Annotated in this window: 16 protein-coding genes; 1 reads left to right on the top strand and 15 read right to left on the bottom strand. The window is 43.6% G+C overall.

Annotated features, from left to right (window positions below):
• Window positions 1-25: 25 nt before the first annotated feature.
• Window positions 26-730, bottom strand: a complete 705-nt coding sequence (queC, locus tag HGP28_RS06380; RefSeq protein WP_168835772.1) for a 7-cyano-7-deazaguanine synthase QueC — start codon at window positions 728-730, stop codon at window positions 26-28.
• 26 nt (window positions 731-756) lie between these two features.
• Complete coding sequence (queE, locus tag HGP28_RS06375) at window positions 757-1,410, bottom strand: 7-carboxy-7-deazaguanine synthase QueE (RefSeq protein ID WP_246225622.1); 654 nt, start codon at window positions 1,408-1,410, stop codon at window positions 757-759.
• 291 nt (window positions 1,411-1,701) lie between these two features.
• On the opposite strand from queE, the gene HGP28_RS06370 reads away from it, so the two are divergent.
• Window positions 1,702-2,517, top strand: a complete 816-nt coding sequence (locus tag HGP28_RS06370) for a Cof-type HAD-IIB family hydrolase (protein WP_168835624.1) — start codon at window positions 1,702-1,704, stop codon at window positions 2,515-2,517.
• A gap of 46 nt (window positions 2,518-2,563) precedes the next feature.
• Here HGP28_RS06370 and HGP28_RS06365 read toward each other — a convergent pair whose 3' ends face one another.
• The 13 genes from HGP28_RS06365 to HGP28_RS06305 form a co-directional block, all read right to left on the bottom strand.
• Window positions 2,564-2,785: a VF530 family protein gene (locus tag HGP28_RS06365; protein WP_168835623.1), complete on the bottom strand. Its 222-nt coding sequence runs from the start codon at window positions 2,783-2,785 to the stop codon at window positions 2,564-2,566.
• 90 nt (window positions 2,786-2,875) lie between these two features.
• Window positions 2,876-4,045, bottom strand: a complete 1,170-nt coding sequence (locus HGP28_RS06360) for a cellulase family glycosylhydrolase (protein WP_246225606.1) — start codon at window positions 4,043-4,045, stop codon at window positions 2,876-2,878.
• 402 nt (window positions 4,046-4,447) lie between these two features.
• A complete protein-coding gene (locus tag HGP28_RS06355; RefSeq protein ID WP_168835622.1) occupies window positions 4,448-5,713 on the bottom strand; it encodes an ABC transporter substrate-binding protein in 1,266 nt (421 codons plus the stop codon).
• A 14-nt stretch (window positions 5,714-5,727) separates the two neighbouring features.
• Window positions 5,728-7,701, bottom strand: a complete 1,974-nt coding sequence (locus HGP28_RS06350) for a methyl-accepting chemotaxis protein (RefSeq protein ID WP_168835621.1) — start codon at window positions 7,699-7,701, stop codon at window positions 5,728-5,730.
• Between the two features lie 309 nt (window positions 7,702-8,010).
• Window positions 8,011-9,762, bottom strand: a complete 1,752-nt coding sequence (locus HGP28_RS06345) for a cellulase family glycosylhydrolase (protein WP_168835620.1) — start codon at window positions 9,760-9,762, stop codon at window positions 8,011-8,013.
• Between the two features lie 11 nt (window positions 9,763-9,773).
• Window positions 9,774-11,396, bottom strand: a complete 1,623-nt coding sequence (locus HGP28_RS06340; protein WP_168835619.1) for a cellulase family glycosylhydrolase — start codon at window positions 11,394-11,396, stop codon at window positions 9,774-9,776.
• A gap of 235 nt (window positions 11,397-11,631) precedes the next feature.
• Window positions 11,632-12,798, bottom strand: a complete 1,167-nt coding sequence (locus HGP28_RS06335; RefSeq protein ID WP_168835618.1) for a glycoside hydrolase family 26 protein — start codon at window positions 12,796-12,798, stop codon at window positions 11,632-11,634.
• Window positions 12,799-12,896: 98 nt separating this feature from the next.
• On the bottom strand, window positions 12,897-14,177 hold the full coding sequence (locus HGP28_RS06330) for a carbohydrate porin (protein ID WP_168835617.1): 1,281 nt from the start codon (window positions 14,175-14,177) through the stop codon (window positions 12,897-12,899).
• A gap of 383 nt (window positions 14,178-14,560) precedes the next feature.
• Window positions 14,561-15,958 (bottom strand): glycoside hydrolase family 1 protein, encoded by a 1,398-nt coding sequence (locus HGP28_RS06325; protein ID WP_168835616.1) that lies wholly within the window; start codon window positions 15,956-15,958, stop codon window positions 14,561-14,563.
• 1 nt (window position 15,959) lies between these two features.
• Window positions 15,960-16,859 (bottom strand): ROK family protein, encoded by a 900-nt coding sequence (locus tag HGP28_RS06320; RefSeq protein ID WP_168835615.1) that lies wholly within the window; start codon window positions 16,857-16,859, stop codon window positions 15,960-15,962.
• A 140-nt stretch (window positions 16,860-16,999) separates the two neighbouring features.
• Window positions 17,000-17,908, bottom strand: a complete 909-nt coding sequence (locus HGP28_RS06315) for an ROK family protein (protein WP_168835614.1) — start codon at window positions 17,906-17,908, stop codon at window positions 17,000-17,002.
• 19 nt (window positions 17,909-17,927) lie between these two features.
• Window positions 17,928-18,548 (bottom strand): polysaccharide deacetylase family protein, encoded by a 621-nt coding sequence (locus HGP28_RS06310; RefSeq protein WP_168835613.1) that lies wholly within the window; start codon window positions 18,546-18,548, stop codon window positions 17,928-17,930.
• A 43-nt stretch (window positions 18,549-18,591) separates the two neighbouring features.
• Window positions 18,592-18,954, bottom strand: a complete 363-nt coding sequence (locus HGP28_RS06305) for a PTS lactose/cellobiose transporter subunit IIA (RefSeq protein ID WP_246225604.1) — start codon at window positions 18,952-18,954, stop codon at window positions 18,592-18,594.
• Window positions 18,955-19,019 lie beyond the last annotated feature (65 nt).

Here is a 19,019-nt window from a genome sequence, read left to right as displayed (position 1 = left end):
ACAGGCGGCTTTTTCGATTGCAGTACTAATTGTTAGGATGACTCTGCGTTTGCTTTGCCACCAGCTCTGCCATCACCTGATCTTGATGATTCAGATATTCATTCAAGCCAGCGCGGCGCAGATCGCACGCCGGGCAATCACCACAGCCATCACCAATGATACCGTTATAGCAGGTTAAGGTCTGATTACGCACCAGCTCTAACGCACCATATTGGTCGGCTAGCGCCCAAGTTTGCGCTTTGTTCAACCACATCAATGGCGTTTCAATCACTAAAGCGCGGTCCATCCCTTTTACCAATGCTTGGTTCATCGCCTTAACAAACTCATCGCGACAATCCGGATAACCCGAGAAGTCCGTCTCACACACTCCGGTAATCACCGAGTTCGCGCCAATTTGATAAGCGTAGATGCCCGCTAAGGTTAAAAATAGAATATTACGACCCGGCACAAATGAATTGGGTAAACCATTTTCTTGTAATTCATGTGAAACTGGAATGTCATCGCGGGTGAGTGAGCTGATCGCAAGTTCATTCAGCAACGAAACGTCCATAACCTTATGCGCTGTCACGCCGAGTGATTGTGCCAGTGACTGTGCGACCTCAATCTCGAGTCGATGACGCTGACCATAGTCAAAGGTGATCGCATGTACTTCGTCATAGTGTTTCAATGCTTGAACTAAGCATGTCGTTGAATCTTGCCCGCCGCTATACACCACAACCGCTTTTTTGATGTTCATTTTGTCCATTCAACTCTCTCTTAGGCGATATTTAAGTATTTATGGGTTTGAATTGATAAGCGCCAGTTACGTGCCAAACAAGTATCAATACAAAGTTGCGTCGCTCGTGGTTTTTGGCTAATCGGTTGCAGTGCAATCACTACGTCGCTTTGCAAAAGACCGGCGTCAAATAATAATTGGTCAAGCTGATCAATGTCATTGTCAGTGCCAACAGGATACTTAATTTCATTTGCGCGTTTTAATGCAGAGGGCTGTACCTGCAAACCGCCTTTCATGCTCACCTTAGGTGACACTGTCACCCAGGTATTTTCAGACGCAATTACATCAAAAGTGCCACTGGTTTCAATTTGACATTGGCAACCTAACGCCTCAAAAGCGAGCGTTAATGAAGTGAGATCGTAGATGCACGGCTCCCCTCCCGTTATCACGATATGCTTTGCGGTATAACCCTGAGTGCGATATTGAGCAACAATCTGCGTTGCATCACTTTGGCACCATGTCGCGCTATCCCCTACTTTTTTGATGATTTCACCAAAATCACGCTCATCCGTCGGTTCAGCGGTCCAAGTTTGTTTCGTATCACACCACGCGCAGCCCACAGGGCACTCTTGCAAGCGAATAAACACCGCAGGCACACCAGTAAAGACCCCTTCTCCCTGAATCGTTTGAAACATCTCATTGACTTTGTAGATCGTCACTTTACATCCTAATGCATTAATTGCGTGCCGCACACGATAAAGGAGACCCGCTCTCAAATCAATGTTATATACCCAAGTAACATTAAGATGCATGGTTCAGCAAGCGTGGCTTGGTTTGTCTGTGATGCGAGGATTTGAAGATTGAGTGGCCCTCAAAAGGCGAGATTCTAAAAATGGTCTCATTTCACCAAAAGTTCCCTCTGAGGGATTGCAAAAGGTTGGCGATTTAGTGTTTCATACAGCCAGTGATATTAAAGGAAAATACCCATGTACAAACTGATTGCCCTCGATATGGATGGCACTTTATTAACCAGTGATAAGCGTATCTCTCCGCGAACCAAGACCGCTATCGAGCGCGCACGCACCAAAGGGGTCACCGTCGTACTCGCTTCTGGTCGTCCAATTGACGGGATGCAAGCAAAACTCGATGAACTCGAAATCTGCGGTGAAAATGAATTTGTGCTTTATTACAACGGTTCTATGGTAAAACACCTTGGAAATGATAATAAAATCATTCATCAGCAGATAATTGATGGTGCGACGACAAAACAATTAACTGCGCTTGCCGCAGATCTTGGCGTATACATTCATGCGTTTAGCCAAGTTCATGGCTTGATCACTCCAGAATTGAATCCTTATACCGATATCGAAGCCAACATCAATGGATTAGATATCACGGTAATGGATTTTAATACCTTAGAAGACGATCACCCTATTATTAAAGCCATGTTTGTCGCAGAGCCTACCGTGTTAACGAAAGCCATTGCCAAACTTCCCCCTCAGTGGCGTGAGTCACACACAGTGGTACAAAGCGCTCCATTCTTTCTAGAGTTCTTAAACCCAAACAGTAACAAAGGGGTTGGTGTGGCGGCGATTGCCAATTACCTTGGCATTCAGCCCGATGAAGTCATTTGTGTTGGTGATGCTGAAAATGATCACCACATGATTGAATATGCGGGATTAGGCGTCGCGATGGCCAATGCCATGGCAGAAACGCAAGCGCTTGCGAATCACATTACTAGCAGTAATGATGAAGATGGTGTGGCTGAGGTGATAGAGCAATTCATCCTCAATAACGCGTAACTCTTAATCGCGGTCTGACTTGAGTCAAGTCAGACCGGCTACCGTATTACTGGCAAAACGTGTCAATATACAGTGCTTCCACTTTGTCTCTTGCCCATTGAGTTCGACGCAAAAATTTCAGTGAAGACTTAATCGACGGATTGTCATAAAAACAGTTCACTCGAATACGCTCATCCAACCCATCCCAGCCATAGTGCTCCTGCAAACGAACTAATATTTTTTCCAATGTTAATCCATGCAGTGGATTATTCGGTTGCGCTTGGCTCATGTGCCTACCTTTTGAAAATGATGTTCGGTGAGCAGTGTACCCTTTTTTGCCAATGGTGAAACCTCAATCGTGGCAACTCAAAGTTCAATATCAAGGCATGACACAGGAATAATTATTTTCCCAGCCCCAACCATCACCATCCGGATCAGAATTTGCGTTACCGCAATACAGATAACCATTAGGCGCATAACCATGAGGGTTCATTTGACAAGATTGATTGTTTTCCCAGCCCCATCCATCACCATCAGGATCGCTTGAGCTCTTCTTACATATAGGAAATGGCTCTGTGGTACTGAACACACTCGCTTTAATTGAGGTTTGCATGATGCCATTAGTACCATGAATAATTTTATTGCCCCACGTTGATAACGTATTTCGATTCCAATCTAGGGCAATGTCGAGATCTGCGGTTGAATTATCGTTACCAGACCAAGACCAGCCAAGGTAACCCACACCCAAAGCAACACTACGTTCCATGATGGTGTCAGCATCAACATAGTGGCCTTTGTGGGTTTGAGAAAATTCACCAACCACCAGAGGTAACGCTTTATTTCCAAACGCACTGATGTATTGATTAATCACACTATAATTATTGTATACCTCGTACATATGGACACTGAAAACAAGATTTTGTTGTGGATCGGCCGTAAACACATCCGCAGCATAATTACGCATGATGTTTTGCCAGTCTTGTCCCCAATTTGGCGCATCAACCATCAAGGTGTGGTTAAAACCCGCCGCACGTAAGCGAGAAATGGCTTGTTTATGGGCTTCAGTCCATTGTTGAGCCGTCACATGATTACCAAACGGCTCATTACCAATGTTGATAATCACATAATCTTCCTGGCCAATAAGCTCGTCTTTCATTTCAATCCAATAATCGACAGCGGTAGAGAGGGAACTTGCGCCCTGCTGTTCACCAAATCCCGTCGTGTCGTGTACATCGAGTACCGTGATAAGATGATTCTGTTTCGCTGTCGCTATCATGCTGCGGATTTGATGTGCCGGTGTTTTTTGCCATCGCACCCCGTTACTTATCACCATGCGCACCGTATTCGCTTTATAGTGCGCGATATCCGCGATTGTGCTTGCCATTTTATCAGCAAACCACGCGTGACCATGATTCACGCCTCGCATTACAAACGGTTGCCCATTACCATCAAGCAATTGACCTGCGTTAACATGAAAGCCCGCTTCTGCAGCCCCCGTCATCGCGATGAGTACAGAAAGAGATAAAATTTTCATTCCACGAAATAACATTATAACTATCCTTTTTTTTATATATACTTTTGATGTATTTTATAGTTAAAACCATAAGGTAATGCCATTTCGTTTTTGACTAAACTTGATCGTTGACTTGTTTCTAAGCGAAGAACAAATCATTTATGTGACCAATGGTTGATAATTACAAAAGTATCAAGTGGGTTAATTATTGATCGATATCAACTTCGGCTCGCCTCAAATCGAACAACAAACAACCATGAAAGCTCTAATGATGATGTGAGTATGTATGTATGTATGTATGTATGTATGTATGGTATTAAAAAAGCAGCCGATAAAATGGCTGCTTTCTATATTCCCCTCGTCGAATTTACCGCGTTGCTGCTGGTTCCTGAAACTCACTTAGGGATCATGACTGAATGATAATGCGTTCAACGCGACTTATTGACAAAATTGGCTCTGATCCATTTTTTGACGCAATATTTGCTGAGGCTCATACCAACGTTCGAGTCCTTGCTGCACATTGAAGGCCGCTTGCTCTGGCGTTATCGTCCCTTCAATCACACCAACACTGGCGTCTTGAGACATTTTCTTAAAGCTCACCTCGCCACGATCCAGATATTGCGCGAAATTACGTATGGTGGAATCGCATTGTAAACGCCAACTTGCCATCTCGTTAGCAATATCGTTGTTAATGTCATAAAAATGATTCGATAACGAGAAAAAGCCCGGCTCTGCTTCAACGTAAAGAGAGGCAAACTCTTTGGTTGTCATCCATTTTAGTAACTTCATCGCCGCATCTTTATTGGGACTATTTTTATTTATCGCAATGCCTTTATCTGTATGCTCATTAAAGAAGCACTGCTTCTGGCCATCTGGCACCGGTGGCGGAAACACGCCAAGCTCAACAGAGTCACTAGCTTTTGATGTCTCCCACGATCCAGCAGGAATAATCGCCGCTTGGCCTTGTTTAAACTGATCCCAATAATTATCGTACGTAAGTTCATTAAAGTTAGACGCCAAATAAGGCCGCCAACTTTCAAGCGCTTTAAACGCCGCCACGTAGCTGGAAGAATCAAACGTTTCATCACCTTGAATCAATGCAACTCGCCCATCTTCACCTCGCCAATAATTCGGCCCGATATTTTGTAAGCCAACTTCCAACACATCCCAACCGCTCTTGGTACCAAACGCAATGGGCAAGTATTTCCCATGCTCTTTGATGCGCTGCAATGTTGCGATGAATTCGGATTGCGTTTTAGGTTCAACTAACTTTAACTCATCAAAAATTTTCTTGTTATAGAAAAAACCATGCATCACCGAACCGATCGGTAAGCAATACGTTTGAGCGCCAGAATCAGTTTGCCACGCCAACTGAGCAAAACTTGGAAAGTTTTCCATCCCTTCCATCTCAGTAAGCTCTTCAAAGTAACCTTTGGTAAACCAGTGCTGAGATTCATCAAATGGTCTGCACATGATAAGATCACCTACTTGGCCACTTGCAAAATTTTCAACCATTTTAGGTATAAATTGATTGTTACCAATTGTATTAAACTTAATATTAATTTCTGGATAGTGCTGATTAAATGCCGGTAGTAACGTTTTAGCCCAACGAACTTCTTCATCACCCCAAACATCAATCACTAAAGTTTGAGCACCTGCCGTAAAGCTGCCTAAAGCGAGTGCGCCACAAAGTAACGTTTTCATTTTCATATTGATCTTTAAACCTCAAAGCGATTGATTGATGTTTGTTGTGACTGCGCCAATTTGAACAGCACATCGCTACTTTGCGCCGAGCTTTTCGCTTCCACTTCGGTTTGGCGTGCAGACTCGGCAATAAGGTTAATATTTTCAGCGACCTCTTTGCTGACAGAAATTTGCTCTTGTGTCGCGTGTGCAATCTGAATCGACATATCCGAAATCAAAGACATTTTTTCAGCAATGGTTTGCAATGATTGCTCAGCAAGCTTGGTTTGCTCGACACAGTCATTGGTGCGTTCTTGACTCTCCATCATGACACCAATGATGTCTTTCGAACTGGTTTGAAGATTTTCAATCATGCCCTGAATTTCAGCGGTTGATTTTTGCGTGCGGTTCGCTAACGCGCGAACTTCATCAGCCACCACTGCAAAACCTCGACCATGCTCTCCGGCGCGAGCCGCTTCAATCGCCGCATTTAGCGCCAATAAGTTGGTTTGTTCTGCAATATCACGTATGACATACAAAACACCAGCAATAGTGGATGAATACTCTCCCAGTTCATTTGAAATCTGAACCGCTTTTTCCATTTCGAGTGACAGGTTTTCAACCAATTCACGGTTACGGTAAACAACTTCACGGCCTTGGCTAGTAGCATCGTGGGTTGACTGAACCTCCGACAAGGTACTTTCAGCTGCCGATGAAATTTCGACCGCACTGACTTCCATTTCAGACATTGCGGTGGCCACCATGTCAGTCTGGGTTTTCTGAGCCTCCACCTGCTTCATCGTTTTTTCACTAATTTGTGACGTTGTCATGGACTCTTGAACTAACTTCTCTGCATCATCATGAATTTCACGCAGCGTCGACGACGTATTGTCTGCTAACAAATCGATTGCTTTTGCGAGTACGCCAAGCTCGGTGTTACTTTGGTAATGAGTACGCACCGTCATGTTACCCTGAGACATCCCAACAATCACTGGGCTGATCTTGGCTAATGGACGCTTGATACTCACCGCCACAATAAACCCGACAAGTGGCGTAACAATGGCTGAAATGAGGGCAATGATTGAGGTGATCACTTTGGCATTAAGCGCCTCCGCTCGTGCAGAGTCTGCATTAACTTGGGCACTTTGCTGCGCACTTTCTACCATGCTATCCATCAACTGAGTCACTTGGTTAAGTTGAGATTGAACGACAGCCTTTTGCTGATTAAATTGATTCAATGTTTGCTGCTTTTGTCGTAGCGTTGGTAGCAAACCATCATCACTTAGGGCTAATTCATTTAATTTATTAAGATTGCGCAAAAAACGGGCTTTTACGTCGTCTTCAATATTCAGCAACTTCACTCGAGCGGTGGCTTCGCGAATATCATCGGCGAGTACCGTTCCTAGCTCATCAATATCCGTGTCATTATTGATGCGACGAATCGATTTAATATCCCGGTTAATACCACTCGTGACCAACTCAGAACGATTTTGCAACGAACGGCTTTTTAATGATTTTTGTAACAGCAATGATGCAGCAGACGAGTATGTATCTTCAAGGTGCAAAAAATGATTATTCAGCTCAACGACTTTTCCTTGTAGTATGACATTGGCTTCATGAAGTGTAATCAACTCGCTGGCGCTTTTAAAATAGTCGGCCACCATGAGATCAACACTATTGATATAGCTCTGCTGTTGTGATGTGACGTTATATTGAGCAAATTCAGAGATAAATGATCTCAACTTCTCATTTTGAGATAAAAATTCACTCTTTATATCAGTAAGTAAATGATACTCATTGACTAGTGCATGCTCAGATAATAAACCATCTGCGTATAGAAACTGTTTCTGAACATCAAATGCAGTAATAAGAAATGGCGTAGAGTCGTCAGCAACCGCTGCGATTCGACCTATCATGTTATTTATATTGCTGTAATTGGTTGCAGCGATAATGAGTAGCAATAAAAATATGCTCACAAAACCTGCCACAATCCGCTGAACAAGCGTCATAGAACCCCCAATGCCTATAGCAAGAACTTTATTTTATAAAAACAATATTATTCATGTTTTATTTTCAATTCAATTATACTCCAATGCCAATTCTCACCTATTAAAACGTACTTTTTTTGTGATCTTTATTTTCATTAAAAAGGCACTCATATTGATTATTTATCATTAAAAACAATCAATATGATTTGTTAATAATAAAAATGTTACTAGTCAGACTTCTAAGCCCCCGTCAACATATTCTATATTTAACAAAAAAGCCCCACCGAGTGCTGCATCTGGGTGGGGCAAATCGTATGGAGTTACGAAAAATTATTTGATGATTATATCATCAAATAAGATATTACCACTAAATGAAAGTCCATTATTTGCACCGTAGGCTTCGAATGCTAAATCCTTTAAACCGATTAATGGAGAGTCGGAAATCCAAGTGAATTCTACCCATCCATTCTCATCTTCTGTATCAATACTCTCCCAATCTCCAGGTATGAATTTCCAATCCGAATCTTTAGCATAAATTTTCCCCCCTGTGACTCCAGCCGCTTTAGCTTCTGGTGAAAATTTAACGTACATTTTTACTTCGTTGAGTACGGTTTCCTCATCAAATGGTAATTGCAATAGGATTTTCTTCTCACCCTCAACAGATGTAGCTTTTATGATTGCTGACTTCTCTCCTGACCTAGCATCATCATTACTCACTTCTAATGGCAATATTGTTCCTTCAGTTGAATCTAAAAATGCCTTAAAGCCTTCAATGTTGCCATCTTCAAACCCGATACCTTCTCCTTCAGGATCGGTAGGATCTTCTACATCACTATTACCAAGCGCTTCATTGGCCGCTTTCATACAATCAATAGCAGATTGCTGGTATTTGCCACTGTTCCCTGCGAATTGCCAGCTCATCCCGCCAGCGTAATTGGCTTTGACTAAACGATAACAGACTTGCGACCCTTTTAGTGGATCATCGAAATAGTCATAGTCAGCCGGCTTATCTGCCGTCGCATCGGCGTAGAACTCGCCCAGAACAACCGGTTTGTCGAGCTCCCAATAGCTAACATCGTGATAAAATGGAGACCAAGCCCCCTCTTTACCCATATCGTCGTAGTAATGTGGTGCATAAAAATCAAGATGAGCTAACGCTTTATCTGTGTAGTCGCTTGGTAATGCCGCTTCCATATTACTGTCAGAATAAGCATTGTTTCCTGAGCCACTTTCGTTGACAAATTGACCCAGTGATTTAGGCCCTGTGGTGACCAGCATATCGCTTGCCGCCATATGAATTGCTGCTGTTAACTCTGCCGTTGTTGCGTAAATATCTGCAACGGTTACCGGATATTCAGAGCTGGCCAGCGCTTCACGTTCGCGGAACCATGGCTCTGTCATATTTTCAGGTTCGTTGAACACTTCTAAGGCCAATAACGCAGGCTTGTCTTTGATCTTATTAACTAAAGGGGTCAAAAAGTTATCAATGTACGTTTGGCGCACAGCATTATCGGTCAAAAGCGCAAAGTTGTTGTCAATCACATCTGCTACGCCAGTTTCCGTTGTCTTTGCCAGCATGTCGAATGACCATAGTGAGAAAATGACTTTGAGGTTTTTCTTCTCGGCTAAGTCCAGCGCGGTCGCAATTTCGTCAATTGCTTTTTCCTGTTTATCCGCCGCCGCAACTGTTGAACCATCCCACATTGGCGTTGTGGTGCCGTTAGTATGAATCCACCAGCGCAACGTGTTACCGCCAGCAGCAGCAACGCCGTTCATCATGGCTTCCGCCTTGGTGTAGTCAAAACCCTTACCAAAGTCATTCGCAAAATTAAGCCACGCTACATTCGTACCATTGATGTAAAAACGTTCTTCGCCATCGTTTGGCGCTTCAGCAAAATGAATCGCGCCATCAGCGCCGATGATAAAGTTAAGAGCCTTACCTGTACCTAACTCCAAATCAGGGTTGGGGTTATTTTCACCTGGCCCTTTTTCTGGAGTCGGTGTTTCGTTGTAATAACCCGCATCACATCCCAATACTAATGTGGTCGCCGCTGCCAATAGCGAAAGTTTGAATTTTTTCATGAAGTCATTCCTTATTTGCTAAATTTGATGTCGTCGATGAGGAATTCACCTTGGAAAGCGCCACCTTCGGCCTTACCGTAAAATTGGAAACCGAGTTCATTTGCACCTTTAAGTGGTTTTTTCATTTTCCACGTTACGGTTTTCCACTCGTTTGGCTTGATGTTGGTCCATTTTGCGTCGTTCCACTGCCACTTCGCGTCTTTCATGTAAAACTTACCGCCAGTGATTTTTGCATCACGGGCCGCTTGTGGGAATTTCACTTTAAATGAGACCTTTTTCGCTCCTTCAGCCTTATCGACTGGCAATTTGAAATAGACTTTTTTCTCCCCTGCTGGCTCATTAATCGAAAGTGCCACTAGGTTATCTGTCGCTTCTGATTGATTAAGGTATTTGGACTTACCAAAGTCCGAGCTTAATTTCATACCATTGAGGTATGTCATACCCGGATAAACGAAATCTTCAACTTTAACCCCAAGCGCTTGCGCACCCTTGTTAATGCAATCTAGCGCCTTGTCTTGATAATCGAAAATTTGCCACGCCATACCACCAGCGTAACCGTTATGAACCAGGCGTGGACAGAGGTTTTGCTGACCCACTTCATTATCAAAGTAAGCAAAATCAGCTGGTTTAAATCCATGTGGGTCAACATAGTATTCCCCCATCACGATCGGCTTATCGAGATTCCAAAAACTGGCGTGGTGATAAAATGGCGACCATGTGCCCTTTTTATCCATGTCGTCGTAATAATGGGGCGCGTAGAAATCAAGTGGCGCATCGTCACCTGCGTAAGCAATCATGCGTTCATCAGAGTAGTAGTTAGTGCCACCATGACCATCGACCATAAACATCACCAGCGATTTTGACCCTGTGGTTGTCATAATTTGCTTGTTGAGTGCTTTGGCTTTCTTGTGAACCGCAGCGCTTAGAATGGCCGTGGTTTTATGAATATCCTCATAGGTCACAGGATATTGACCCTTAAGATTTTCACGCTCAATAAACCAGCCTTCGGTCATATTTTCTGGTTCATTGAACAAATCGATAGCGATGAGCGCTGGGTGTCCAGCAATACGGTCAAGCAGCGGGTTTAGGAAGTTATCAATGTAGCTCTGGCGCACTTCATCATTGGTTAAAAACGCAAAGTTATTGCCAGCCACTTCTTTCACGCCGTACTGATTAATTGACAACATGTCAAATGACCACAGCGTCGGCATGATGTACAACCCGCGCTCTGCAGCAAGATCAAGCGCGCGTTCAATATCATCAAAGGTTTGTTTTTGTTGTGAGGCTGGCGCAATCAGTTTGCCATCCCAAGCAGGCGTTTGCGTACCATTAACATGGATCCACCAGCGCACCGCGTTACCGCCATTTTTGGCGATATCATCAAATATTTCTGTCACGCGAGATTCATTAAGTCCATTACCAAAATCACGGCCATAATCAATCCACGCAATATTTACCGCATTGAGATAAACATTTTTGCCTTGATATGTAAGATATGGTTTGGAAGTCCCCTCGCCTTTAGGCGCTTCAAATGGCTGATAAGGGATCGGTTCAATACTCGCCACCGCAGAGATAGAGGCAGAGGCAGAGATCACCGCAAGTGAGGTTAAAATTGCAGAAGTCAATCGTTTCATAATTCACCTAGTCGAAGTGAAACAGTTAAATGGCGGCGCACTTTCAAAAGTTGACGACTCTCGAATCACCGTGCGCCGTTATTTTTACTGAGCGGCCATAGGTCAATATGGCCACGAGTTATCGTTATTTTCTGTGCATTACACTGGCACAGCGCTTTATACCCGAACAATTTAAAGGAGTAGCGTTGTTGGCTTAGCGCCTATCTGCACCTCGAAATTGTTTGGGCATGGCAGCCTATTTGTACATCGCTGGAATGTTGTCTACGAATACCGCGCTTGGGTTTTTCGAGAACGTAACGAAATTACCGGCGTTTTTATCTTGAGGATAAGCGCCGTAATAGTGGCCCTTCTTACCGTTTTCTTCGTTGTTGTTACGCCATACCAGTGCATAGGCAATGCGAGAGGTTTTCGCGTTTTCCCAAATGCCTGCGGCAAAGCGCTCGGTCCAGAAGTTGGTTTCGCGAACCCCTTCCTGACCACCTTCCGTCAACGCAGAAACTTTGCCTTTTTTCTCAGCCAAGTCGGTAAGTTCTTCCAAACCTTGTACAAACAGCGCTTGTTGCTCTGCCGCCGTTTGGGTATTGGATGGGTGACCAAGATCCCAGTAGTTGTCATATCCAATGATGTCGACATAGTCATCGCCAGCGTAGCCATACTGGTAAGAGTCTTCGAAATCATTCATATCAAGACGTGAGCGGTCTGGAGAGAAAGCGAAAATCAAGTTGTTTTGCCCTTTCTCTTTCAAATAATCGACCGTGAATTTCCACAGCGCGATGTAATCGGCTTCTGTTGTGTGGCCTTTACCCCACCAGAACCAATCACCATTGTGCTCATGCCAAGGGCGGAAAATGATAGGAACCCAAACCTCTTTGCCATCAATAGACACTTTTAACGTTTCATTAAACGCGATGTAAGAGTCGAGATATTTCTTTAGCTTGTCATGATGCGCAGCGCCTGGGATCAATTCGCGAACATAAGAGGTTTTTGCCCAAGAGTGATGCTCATCAATCGGGCTGTACATATGCCAAGAAATGGTATTAACACCGCCCATCTTGAACGTCTCTTTGATGTAGTGCGCGTAATCAGAGAACTTAACACCATCGAGGTTTTTTTCGTTGCCAAGGCCAATGCCACCAACATCTGCGCCAAAAACTGCCGCAAAGCGCCCGGTCACATCTTCAATATCAGAGTTCAGTGAACCATCGGCGTTATATCCCCACCACTTCGCACCATAGGCAAGTGAATCCTCGTGTCCAAACAGAACCTTATCGCCAAGATCTGCCAAGTTTTCATACAGTGCTTTGGTTTCTGCGGTCGCATTTGGGTTGATCAGTTCGTCTGCAGCGAGCGAAGACCATGACAATGCGCCACACATTGCAATGATCAAAGTATTCAATTTCATGTTTCTTCCCCAATTTATTCGTTATGTTTTGTTTTCTAAGCCGCTCATTGTGTTGCCGCTCTAGCTAGCGTTAATACAACAAACGGCTTATCAAGAAATTAGAACCAAACTTCGGCTTGAAGACCGTACATAAAGCCTTCAGTGTCGTTCATGAAGGTATTACCGCCAGGGCCATTTTCGCCATATTTGCCTTTAAGATTCTGCAGCTCTTTGTCCCACGTTGCGTAAGTCATGAATAAACGCAGTTGTGGACGAACCCAAAAACCGGTTTCCAACTGGAGTGTTGGTGCGATAGTAAATTTGTGTAGACCACCTTTTACCGCATTATTCGATGAATTTTCGTCGATGTGCTCATAACCGTATTCGGTTTGAATTGAAACATATTGGTTCACCACAAACACAGGGCGAATACCTGCAGCAATCCAAGTCCGCTCGCCATCTTTATCCGCGATATCGTTATCTCGGTGGTAGACAAAGACTGGCATCGCTGACCAAGAATCGGTTTCAACCAAACCTGTCGCTAAGAAACGGTAAGACTCGTGATCTTTATAGTTCCAATCGCCCCAGCTGAATTTCGATAGCGAAGAACCCGCACTTAGGCCCTTGCCGTATTGCGCGATCACTTCGCCATAACCGTTATTAGCAAAGCCAAAGAAGTCACCCCAGCGAACCCAGCCAACCGATACAGAGTGGCCATCGTCTGCTGTCGTTGGGCTGCGGTCAGAGTTATCGCGTTTCATTGACATAAATTCGGCGTACGCATCACCATTACCTTCGCCAAGGCTGACATCAAAGCGTGGTTTGATAATAAAGGTGTCGTTAACGCCTTCTCCCGCTTCAGGCTCTAAGTCATCACGTCCCCAAGACGCGACGTCGAAATCAAACGTCACGCCATCAAATACTGGAATGCCCCAAACGCCGCCACCAGTACCGTTAGCTTGTGCGTAATCCCAATCCAGAATATTGGTGCCACGGTTTTTCATGTAGCGCTTACCAGCCCAAAAAGTCACAGACTCGGGTAAACCTGGAAAACCGCCCATTTCAACGTAAGCTTCTCGAACAACAAAACCAGACGACTTATCCGCCCAATCCGAGGTATTGCGTGTTTCACTTTGAAAACGCGCCGCGGCGTGAGCCCATGCACCTTCATCGTGTTCGAACGTTAAACTTGGGTTTAAATCCAATTTGGTTTCATTTTCGTTACCAAGGCGGAAGCGGCCCATATCGGTTAAGCGAATGCTTTCCGCACCTTTTCCATCTTTAGTCCATAACGTGCCTGATTTAATCAAGCCATTAAACGCCATATCAGATACTTCGACGTTTGCCATTGCTGGCAGCGCCATTACTGATAAAGCTAAGAGCGAGAGTTTTGCTTTCATAATTATCTCTTATTTTTATAGTTAAAAATTTATCTTTTAATACATCTATCGGTAAACGCAACGTTAAACAAATGTCAAAAGATAAGGTTTTCTTCCCTAATTAATTAGACTTAAAAATCTAACTAAATTTGCTAATTTATTATCAAGTGATACTAATATTAACTACGATAAGCCCAGTATACACATATACATTTCATTTAAAAGTATATGGTTTTAAATGTTTTTTTAAAGTGTGAAGAAATCGTGATTTCATAAAAGAGTTCAATTCAAATTTTGTTTATGTGATCCATTCCAGATAAAACCAATAAAATTTTGTTTAAAGATATAAAAAAACCACCACGGTAATGATTCCGCGATGGTTTTTATACAAATTTTCTATAGCATTAATCTTCGAAACAATTCGACAAGGCTAATTCTTTAAACCAAACACCATGTTTCTTGGCAATACGATCGCCCGTCGCTAGGTCAAGTCGGTAGAAACCGTAGCGGCGTTTAAAAGAGTTTGTCCATGACCAGTTATCAATGAAAGTCCATTGATGCACACCAAAACAGTTGGCCCCATCTTCGATGGCGCGGTGTAATTGAATCAAATGCTCTTTCATTAATTCCGTTCTGAAGCTGTCGTCAATAATACCATTTTCATCTGGCTTGCCCTCAGACTCCTCATCCATAGCAATACCAATCTCAGCTAAGAACCATGGAATATTGCCATAGTTATCACGTACATTCATTGCAATATCATAAATTGCGGTGGGAAGTATTTCGTTATTATCACGATATGGGTTAAAACGACCGTTCGGATTAATATAATTTTCGAAATACACTTCCGGAGTAAAGTGATCCAGCTCATATTCTGCTTCACGCGCTTTAACGCGTCGCGGTACATAATAGTTTACACCGAGAAACTGAATTTTAGCTGAAGTAATGCACTCCAGTTCCTCACTTGTAGTCTCTGGTGTAATATTTTGTTCAGCGAATAGTTCACACAACTCCTGAGGGATCTCATTTTTAACCATAGGGTCTAAAAAGCTGCGGTTAAACAGCAGATCGGCATACCAAGCCGCTTGTTGATCGGCGGCTCGGTCGTCACGTGTATAAGACGGTGTTAAATTAAGCACCACACCAATTTGCGTGTCCGCTAATGCCAGTTGATGAAAAGCGTGTACCGCTTTTGCGTGTGCCAAAATGATGTTGTAACCAACTTGTACTGCTAACTTGCCATCTTTTTTGCATGGATAATGAAAATCATACAAATAGCCACCTTCAACCGGTACGATAGGCTCGTTAAACGTGATCCAATATTTGACTTTATTACCAAAAAGCTTAAACGCAGTAACCGCATAGTCAACGTACAAATCCACCACTTTTTTCGATTCAAAACCACCATATTTTTGTTGCAGTTCTGCCGGCATATCAAAGTGATATAAATTCATCATTGGCTCAACGCCATTGGCAATCATTTCATCAAGATAAGCGTGGTAAAACGCCACCGCATCTTGGCACACTTCACCGGTTTCAAAATCTTTAATTAAGCGTGACCACTGAATTGAAGTACGAAATGAGTTAAAACCCACCTGCTTCATCAAGGCGACATCTTCTTGATAACGGTTATAAGTGTCTGTCACTAAGTCAGAACCAATACCACGGTAGAAACGTTCAGGTGCTTGTTTGTGCCAAAGATCCCAAATGTTGTCATTGGCTTTATTGGTGTTACCTTCTGTTTGAATGCCAGAGGCCGCAGCGCCCCATTTAAAATTGTCGGGAAAAGTGTATTTTGTCATCTTAGCAACCTTGTCTAATGAAAAAATGTCTTAAAGCACCGATAAGGTTGGCGTCGTTACCAAATCGGGAAATTGTAAGTTGGGGGCGAACTTGAGCAATGGGGATTGCTTGATAAATATGTTCAAGTTGGCGATGAAGTAATCCCAATAAGCCTGGCCTTTGACTTATCGCACCACCTAAAATGATGCACTCTGGGTCGATGTGATATTGAATATTGTAAATACCTGTGGCGAGATAACGCGCCCACTGCTCAACCACATTAATAATTTTTGGCTCCCCCGCATCGAAAAGCTCGAACACCTTCAAACCATTTAACGATGCTGGAGAGCACTGCAGAGCATCCGCAGCATAATTGACAAGCGCTCGTGTGGAAGCAACATTACCCAGAGTTATTGGTTCATAATTTTTAAAATCCACCACAGCATAACCAAATTCTCCGCCGTGAAGCTGGTGGCCTTTTTGAACCTGACCATTCGTCACAATTGCGCCACCCAACCCAGAGCCGATGACCAATAAACAAAAGTGATTTGAGTCACTGCCCTCACCAAACCAACTTTCTGCCAGCGCCGCGCAACACGCATCATTCTCTATTTCGGTCGGCAGGCCAAAAGCACTTTGGAAAAGTGCACGAACGTTAGGGCCATGAATATAGGGCAGCGCACTCGAACCATGAATGACGCTAGAGTCAACATCTACCGCGCCACAGCTACTAATCGCGATACCTTGCAAATCATATTGGCTATTAAGTTGTGCAAAATGAGGGGCAAATGCGCTGATCCACTGTTCGTAATAACGCGCTTGACTTGATACAGAAAATTGCTTCTCTATTTTGCCTAGCGTATTCATTACGGCGCATTTCACCGCCGTGCCGCCGAAATCAAGGGCCAAATAGTGCTTCATAAAAAACCATAATATTAATTAAAGATAACTATATGTTTATATTTTATGTGGGCAAAAAAATTTTATCCTTAAGGTAGTCTATTAAATATACCACCTAAGATCGCCCACAAAGCACATTAACGCTTTGCCACAATTGAGGCTCAAAGCAAGTGCAAAAATGCAGCCCCGCGAACCCCTGAAGAGTCACCATGCACGTTTTTGACGATTTTTGTCTTCGCCGCCTTATTAAAAGTATATTGATTCAACTTTGCCTGAACATTAGGGTAAATTGCGTCCACGTTCGACATTCCACCACCAAGCACGATAATTTCAGGGTCAACAAAATTAACGATATTCGCTAACGTGCGAGCAAGTTGATCGCAGTAGAGATCAAAATGAGCAATGGCACGCGAGTCCCCTTGCGCCACTAACGCCATAATGGCTTTAGAGTCTGCAGAAAAATATTTTTCACTGAATGTGCGACCAAACCCAGTTCCAGAAACGAAACTCTCGGCACAATTCATCGAGCCGCAATAACATTTTACAGGGGCCCCATCTTGTTCAGGAGAGTAATTTGGCAATGGATTATGACCCATCTCGCCACCTAATTTATTCAATCCGGTGACAATCCCTTTATTAATGATAACGCCCGAGCCACATCCAGTACCAATAATCACCGCGACACACGAACGCTCTGCGTGCATTGCTGCGCCATCTTGAAACTCAGATAACGCAAGGCAATCTGCGTCGTTTGCGATAGCAATTGGCACATCGATTCGTTGGCGCAAATCACCGATAAAATCACGTCCATTAAGTACCGTGACATTCGCCCCCTGCATCAAACCGTCAGTACTAACCGAGCCACAACAGCCAATCCCAATAGATTCGATTTCGCCATGACTGGCAACAGCATCAATCACTTTCAATACCGAATCGAGAAAATCATGGTAACACCCTTTTTCGGTAGGCTCACGGTGAACAATCGCAGTATTGTACTCACCTGTTTCGCCTACTTTTACTAATCCCACACCTTCAATTTTGGTGCCACCAATATCTAAACCAACGATCATTTCGCTATTCCTCTTTACTTCAGACTCGAGCAAACTCACCAAACCCGCTCTGTGATTGATTCGCCGCCTCAAGTCTTATTTTGTCGATGGTGACAAACTGATAACCACACTGTTTCAGCATGGGGATGACAATGCGAAGCGCTCGCAATATGTTACTCTGTTCGCCACCGAGCACTTCATGACACAACACAATGCTGTGGTTACGGACATTGGTCATAATATTGCCAACAATCTGTTCAACTTTATGTCCATAGCAAGCATCATCCTGGGCAGTTAAGTTGCAATACACTGGGATAAGGCCACTGTCATTAACGAAAGCACGCTGCTCTGTGGTTAATTGCCCAAAAGGTGGCCGATAATAATTGAGCGCCTGCCCCGTCAATTCGGATAAAATTCGGTTGGATTTAATCACTTGGTGAATAAAATCTCCAAATTCCATCTCCATCGAATCTAAATAATCATAGTGGTTTCCTGCTACCACATGACCACCTGAGACAATTTTCTGAATCACATTACGCGCATTCTCTGCTCGGCGTGCAGGGCAAAAAAAGGTGGCCTTTGCGTCATGCTGTTTAAGCAGTTGCAATAATTCAAGCGTCATTGGCGTAATACTATTGTCAAACGTTAATGCAATCTTCATCGAGTCACCTTTCATGCGTGCTTGTTACTGGGCAGCCTTTCGCTTAGCGAGTTAAGGCCGCCTTCAGCTCCGCCATCTCTTCACGAAGCGCAATGATTTCAATCGCCACTTCTTTTGCCAACATACCTGTCATAATGTGATCTTGAATATGAGTTAGAATCAATGTCATCGGCACCTTGCCCTCACCTTCATCAAAACCTATCAAGCTTGTTTGGGTCTTATGCACTTCAACAAACGCTTCATCCGCTTGTTGGATCAATAACTTCGCGGTTTCAAACTCACCTTGACGCGCTTTGATCATCGCCTCTTTGGATGCCGATTCGCCCATAGCAGCTTGTGTCAAAAGCATCATCAAGAACTCTTCACTGATGTCGTCTACGCAATTAATTTCAAAATGTTCTGACATGGTATTTTCTCTCAATTAATCAATCTTATTTAAGAATTCAATGCGGGTTAAACTCTTAAATAAGA

Origin of the sequence: Vibrio agarilyticus, from assembly GCF_012641465.1 — a bacterium.
GTDB classification, from domain to species: domain Bacteria; phylum Pseudomonadota; class Gammaproteobacteria; order Enterobacterales; family Vibrionaceae; genus Vibrio; species Vibrio agarilyticus.
Note: the sequence above shows the minus strand (reverse complement) of the source record. Positions and strands in the feature narration are given on the sequence as shown.

Excerpts from the sequence above, each read along its gene's own strand:
- HGP28_RS06335 (WP_168835618.1), bottom strand. The coding sequence starts at position 12,798 with ATGAAATTGAATACTTTGATCATTGCAATGTGTGGCGCATTGTCATGG.
- HGP28_RS06370 (WP_168835624.1), top strand. The coding sequence starts at position 1,702 with ATGTACAAACTGATTGCCCTCGATATGGATGGCACTTTATTAACCAGT.
- HGP28_RS06325 (WP_168835616.1), bottom strand. The coding sequence starts at position 15,958 with ATGACAAAATACACTTTTCCCGACAATTTTAAATGGGGCGCTGCGGCC.
- HGP28_RS06330 (WP_168835617.1), bottom strand. The coding sequence starts at position 14,177 with ATGAAAGCAAAACTCTCGCTCTTAGCTTTATCAGTAATGGCGCTGCCA.
- HGP28_RS06305 (WP_246225604.1), bottom strand. The coding sequence starts at position 18,954 with ATGTCAGAACATTTTGAAATTAATTGCGTAGACGACATCAGTGAAGAG.
- HGP28_RS06320 (WP_168835615.1), bottom strand. The coding sequence starts at position 16,859 with ATGAAGCACTATTTGGCCCTTGATTTCGGCGGCACGGCGGTGAAATGC.
- HGP28_RS06350 (WP_168835621.1), bottom strand. The coding sequence starts at position 7,701 with ATGACGCTTGTTCAGCGGATTGTGGCAGGTTTTGTGAGCATATTTTTA.
- HGP28_RS06365 (WP_168835623.1), bottom strand. The coding sequence starts at position 2,785 with ATGAGCCAAGCGCAACCGAATAATCCACTGCATGGATTAACATTGGAA.
- HGP28_RS06360 (WP_246225606.1), bottom strand. The coding sequence starts at position 4,045 with ATGTTATTTCGTGGAATGAAAATTTTATCTCTTTCTGTACTCATCGCG.
- HGP28_RS06355 (WP_168835622.1), bottom strand. The coding sequence starts at position 5,713 with ATGAAAACGTTACTTTGTGGCGCACTCGCTTTAGGCAGCTTTACGGCA.
- HGP28_RS06310 (WP_168835613.1), bottom strand. The coding sequence starts at position 18,548 with ATGAAGATTGCATTAACGTTTGACAATAGTATTACGCCAATGACGCTT.
- queE (WP_246225622.1), bottom strand. The coding sequence starts at position 1,410 with ATGTTTCAAACGATTCAGGGAGAAGGGGTCTTTACTGGTGTGCCTGCG.
- HGP28_RS06340 (WP_168835619.1), bottom strand. The coding sequence starts at position 11,396 with ATGAAACGATTGACTTCTGCAATTTTAACCTCACTTGCGGTGATCTCT.
- HGP28_RS06345 (WP_168835620.1), bottom strand. The coding sequence starts at position 9,762 with ATGAAAAAATTCAAACTTTCGCTATTGGCAGCGGCGACCACATTAGTA.
- HGP28_RS06315 (WP_168835614.1), bottom strand. The coding sequence starts at position 17,908 with ATGATCGTTGGTTTAGATATTGGTGGCACCAAAATTGAAGGTGTGGGA.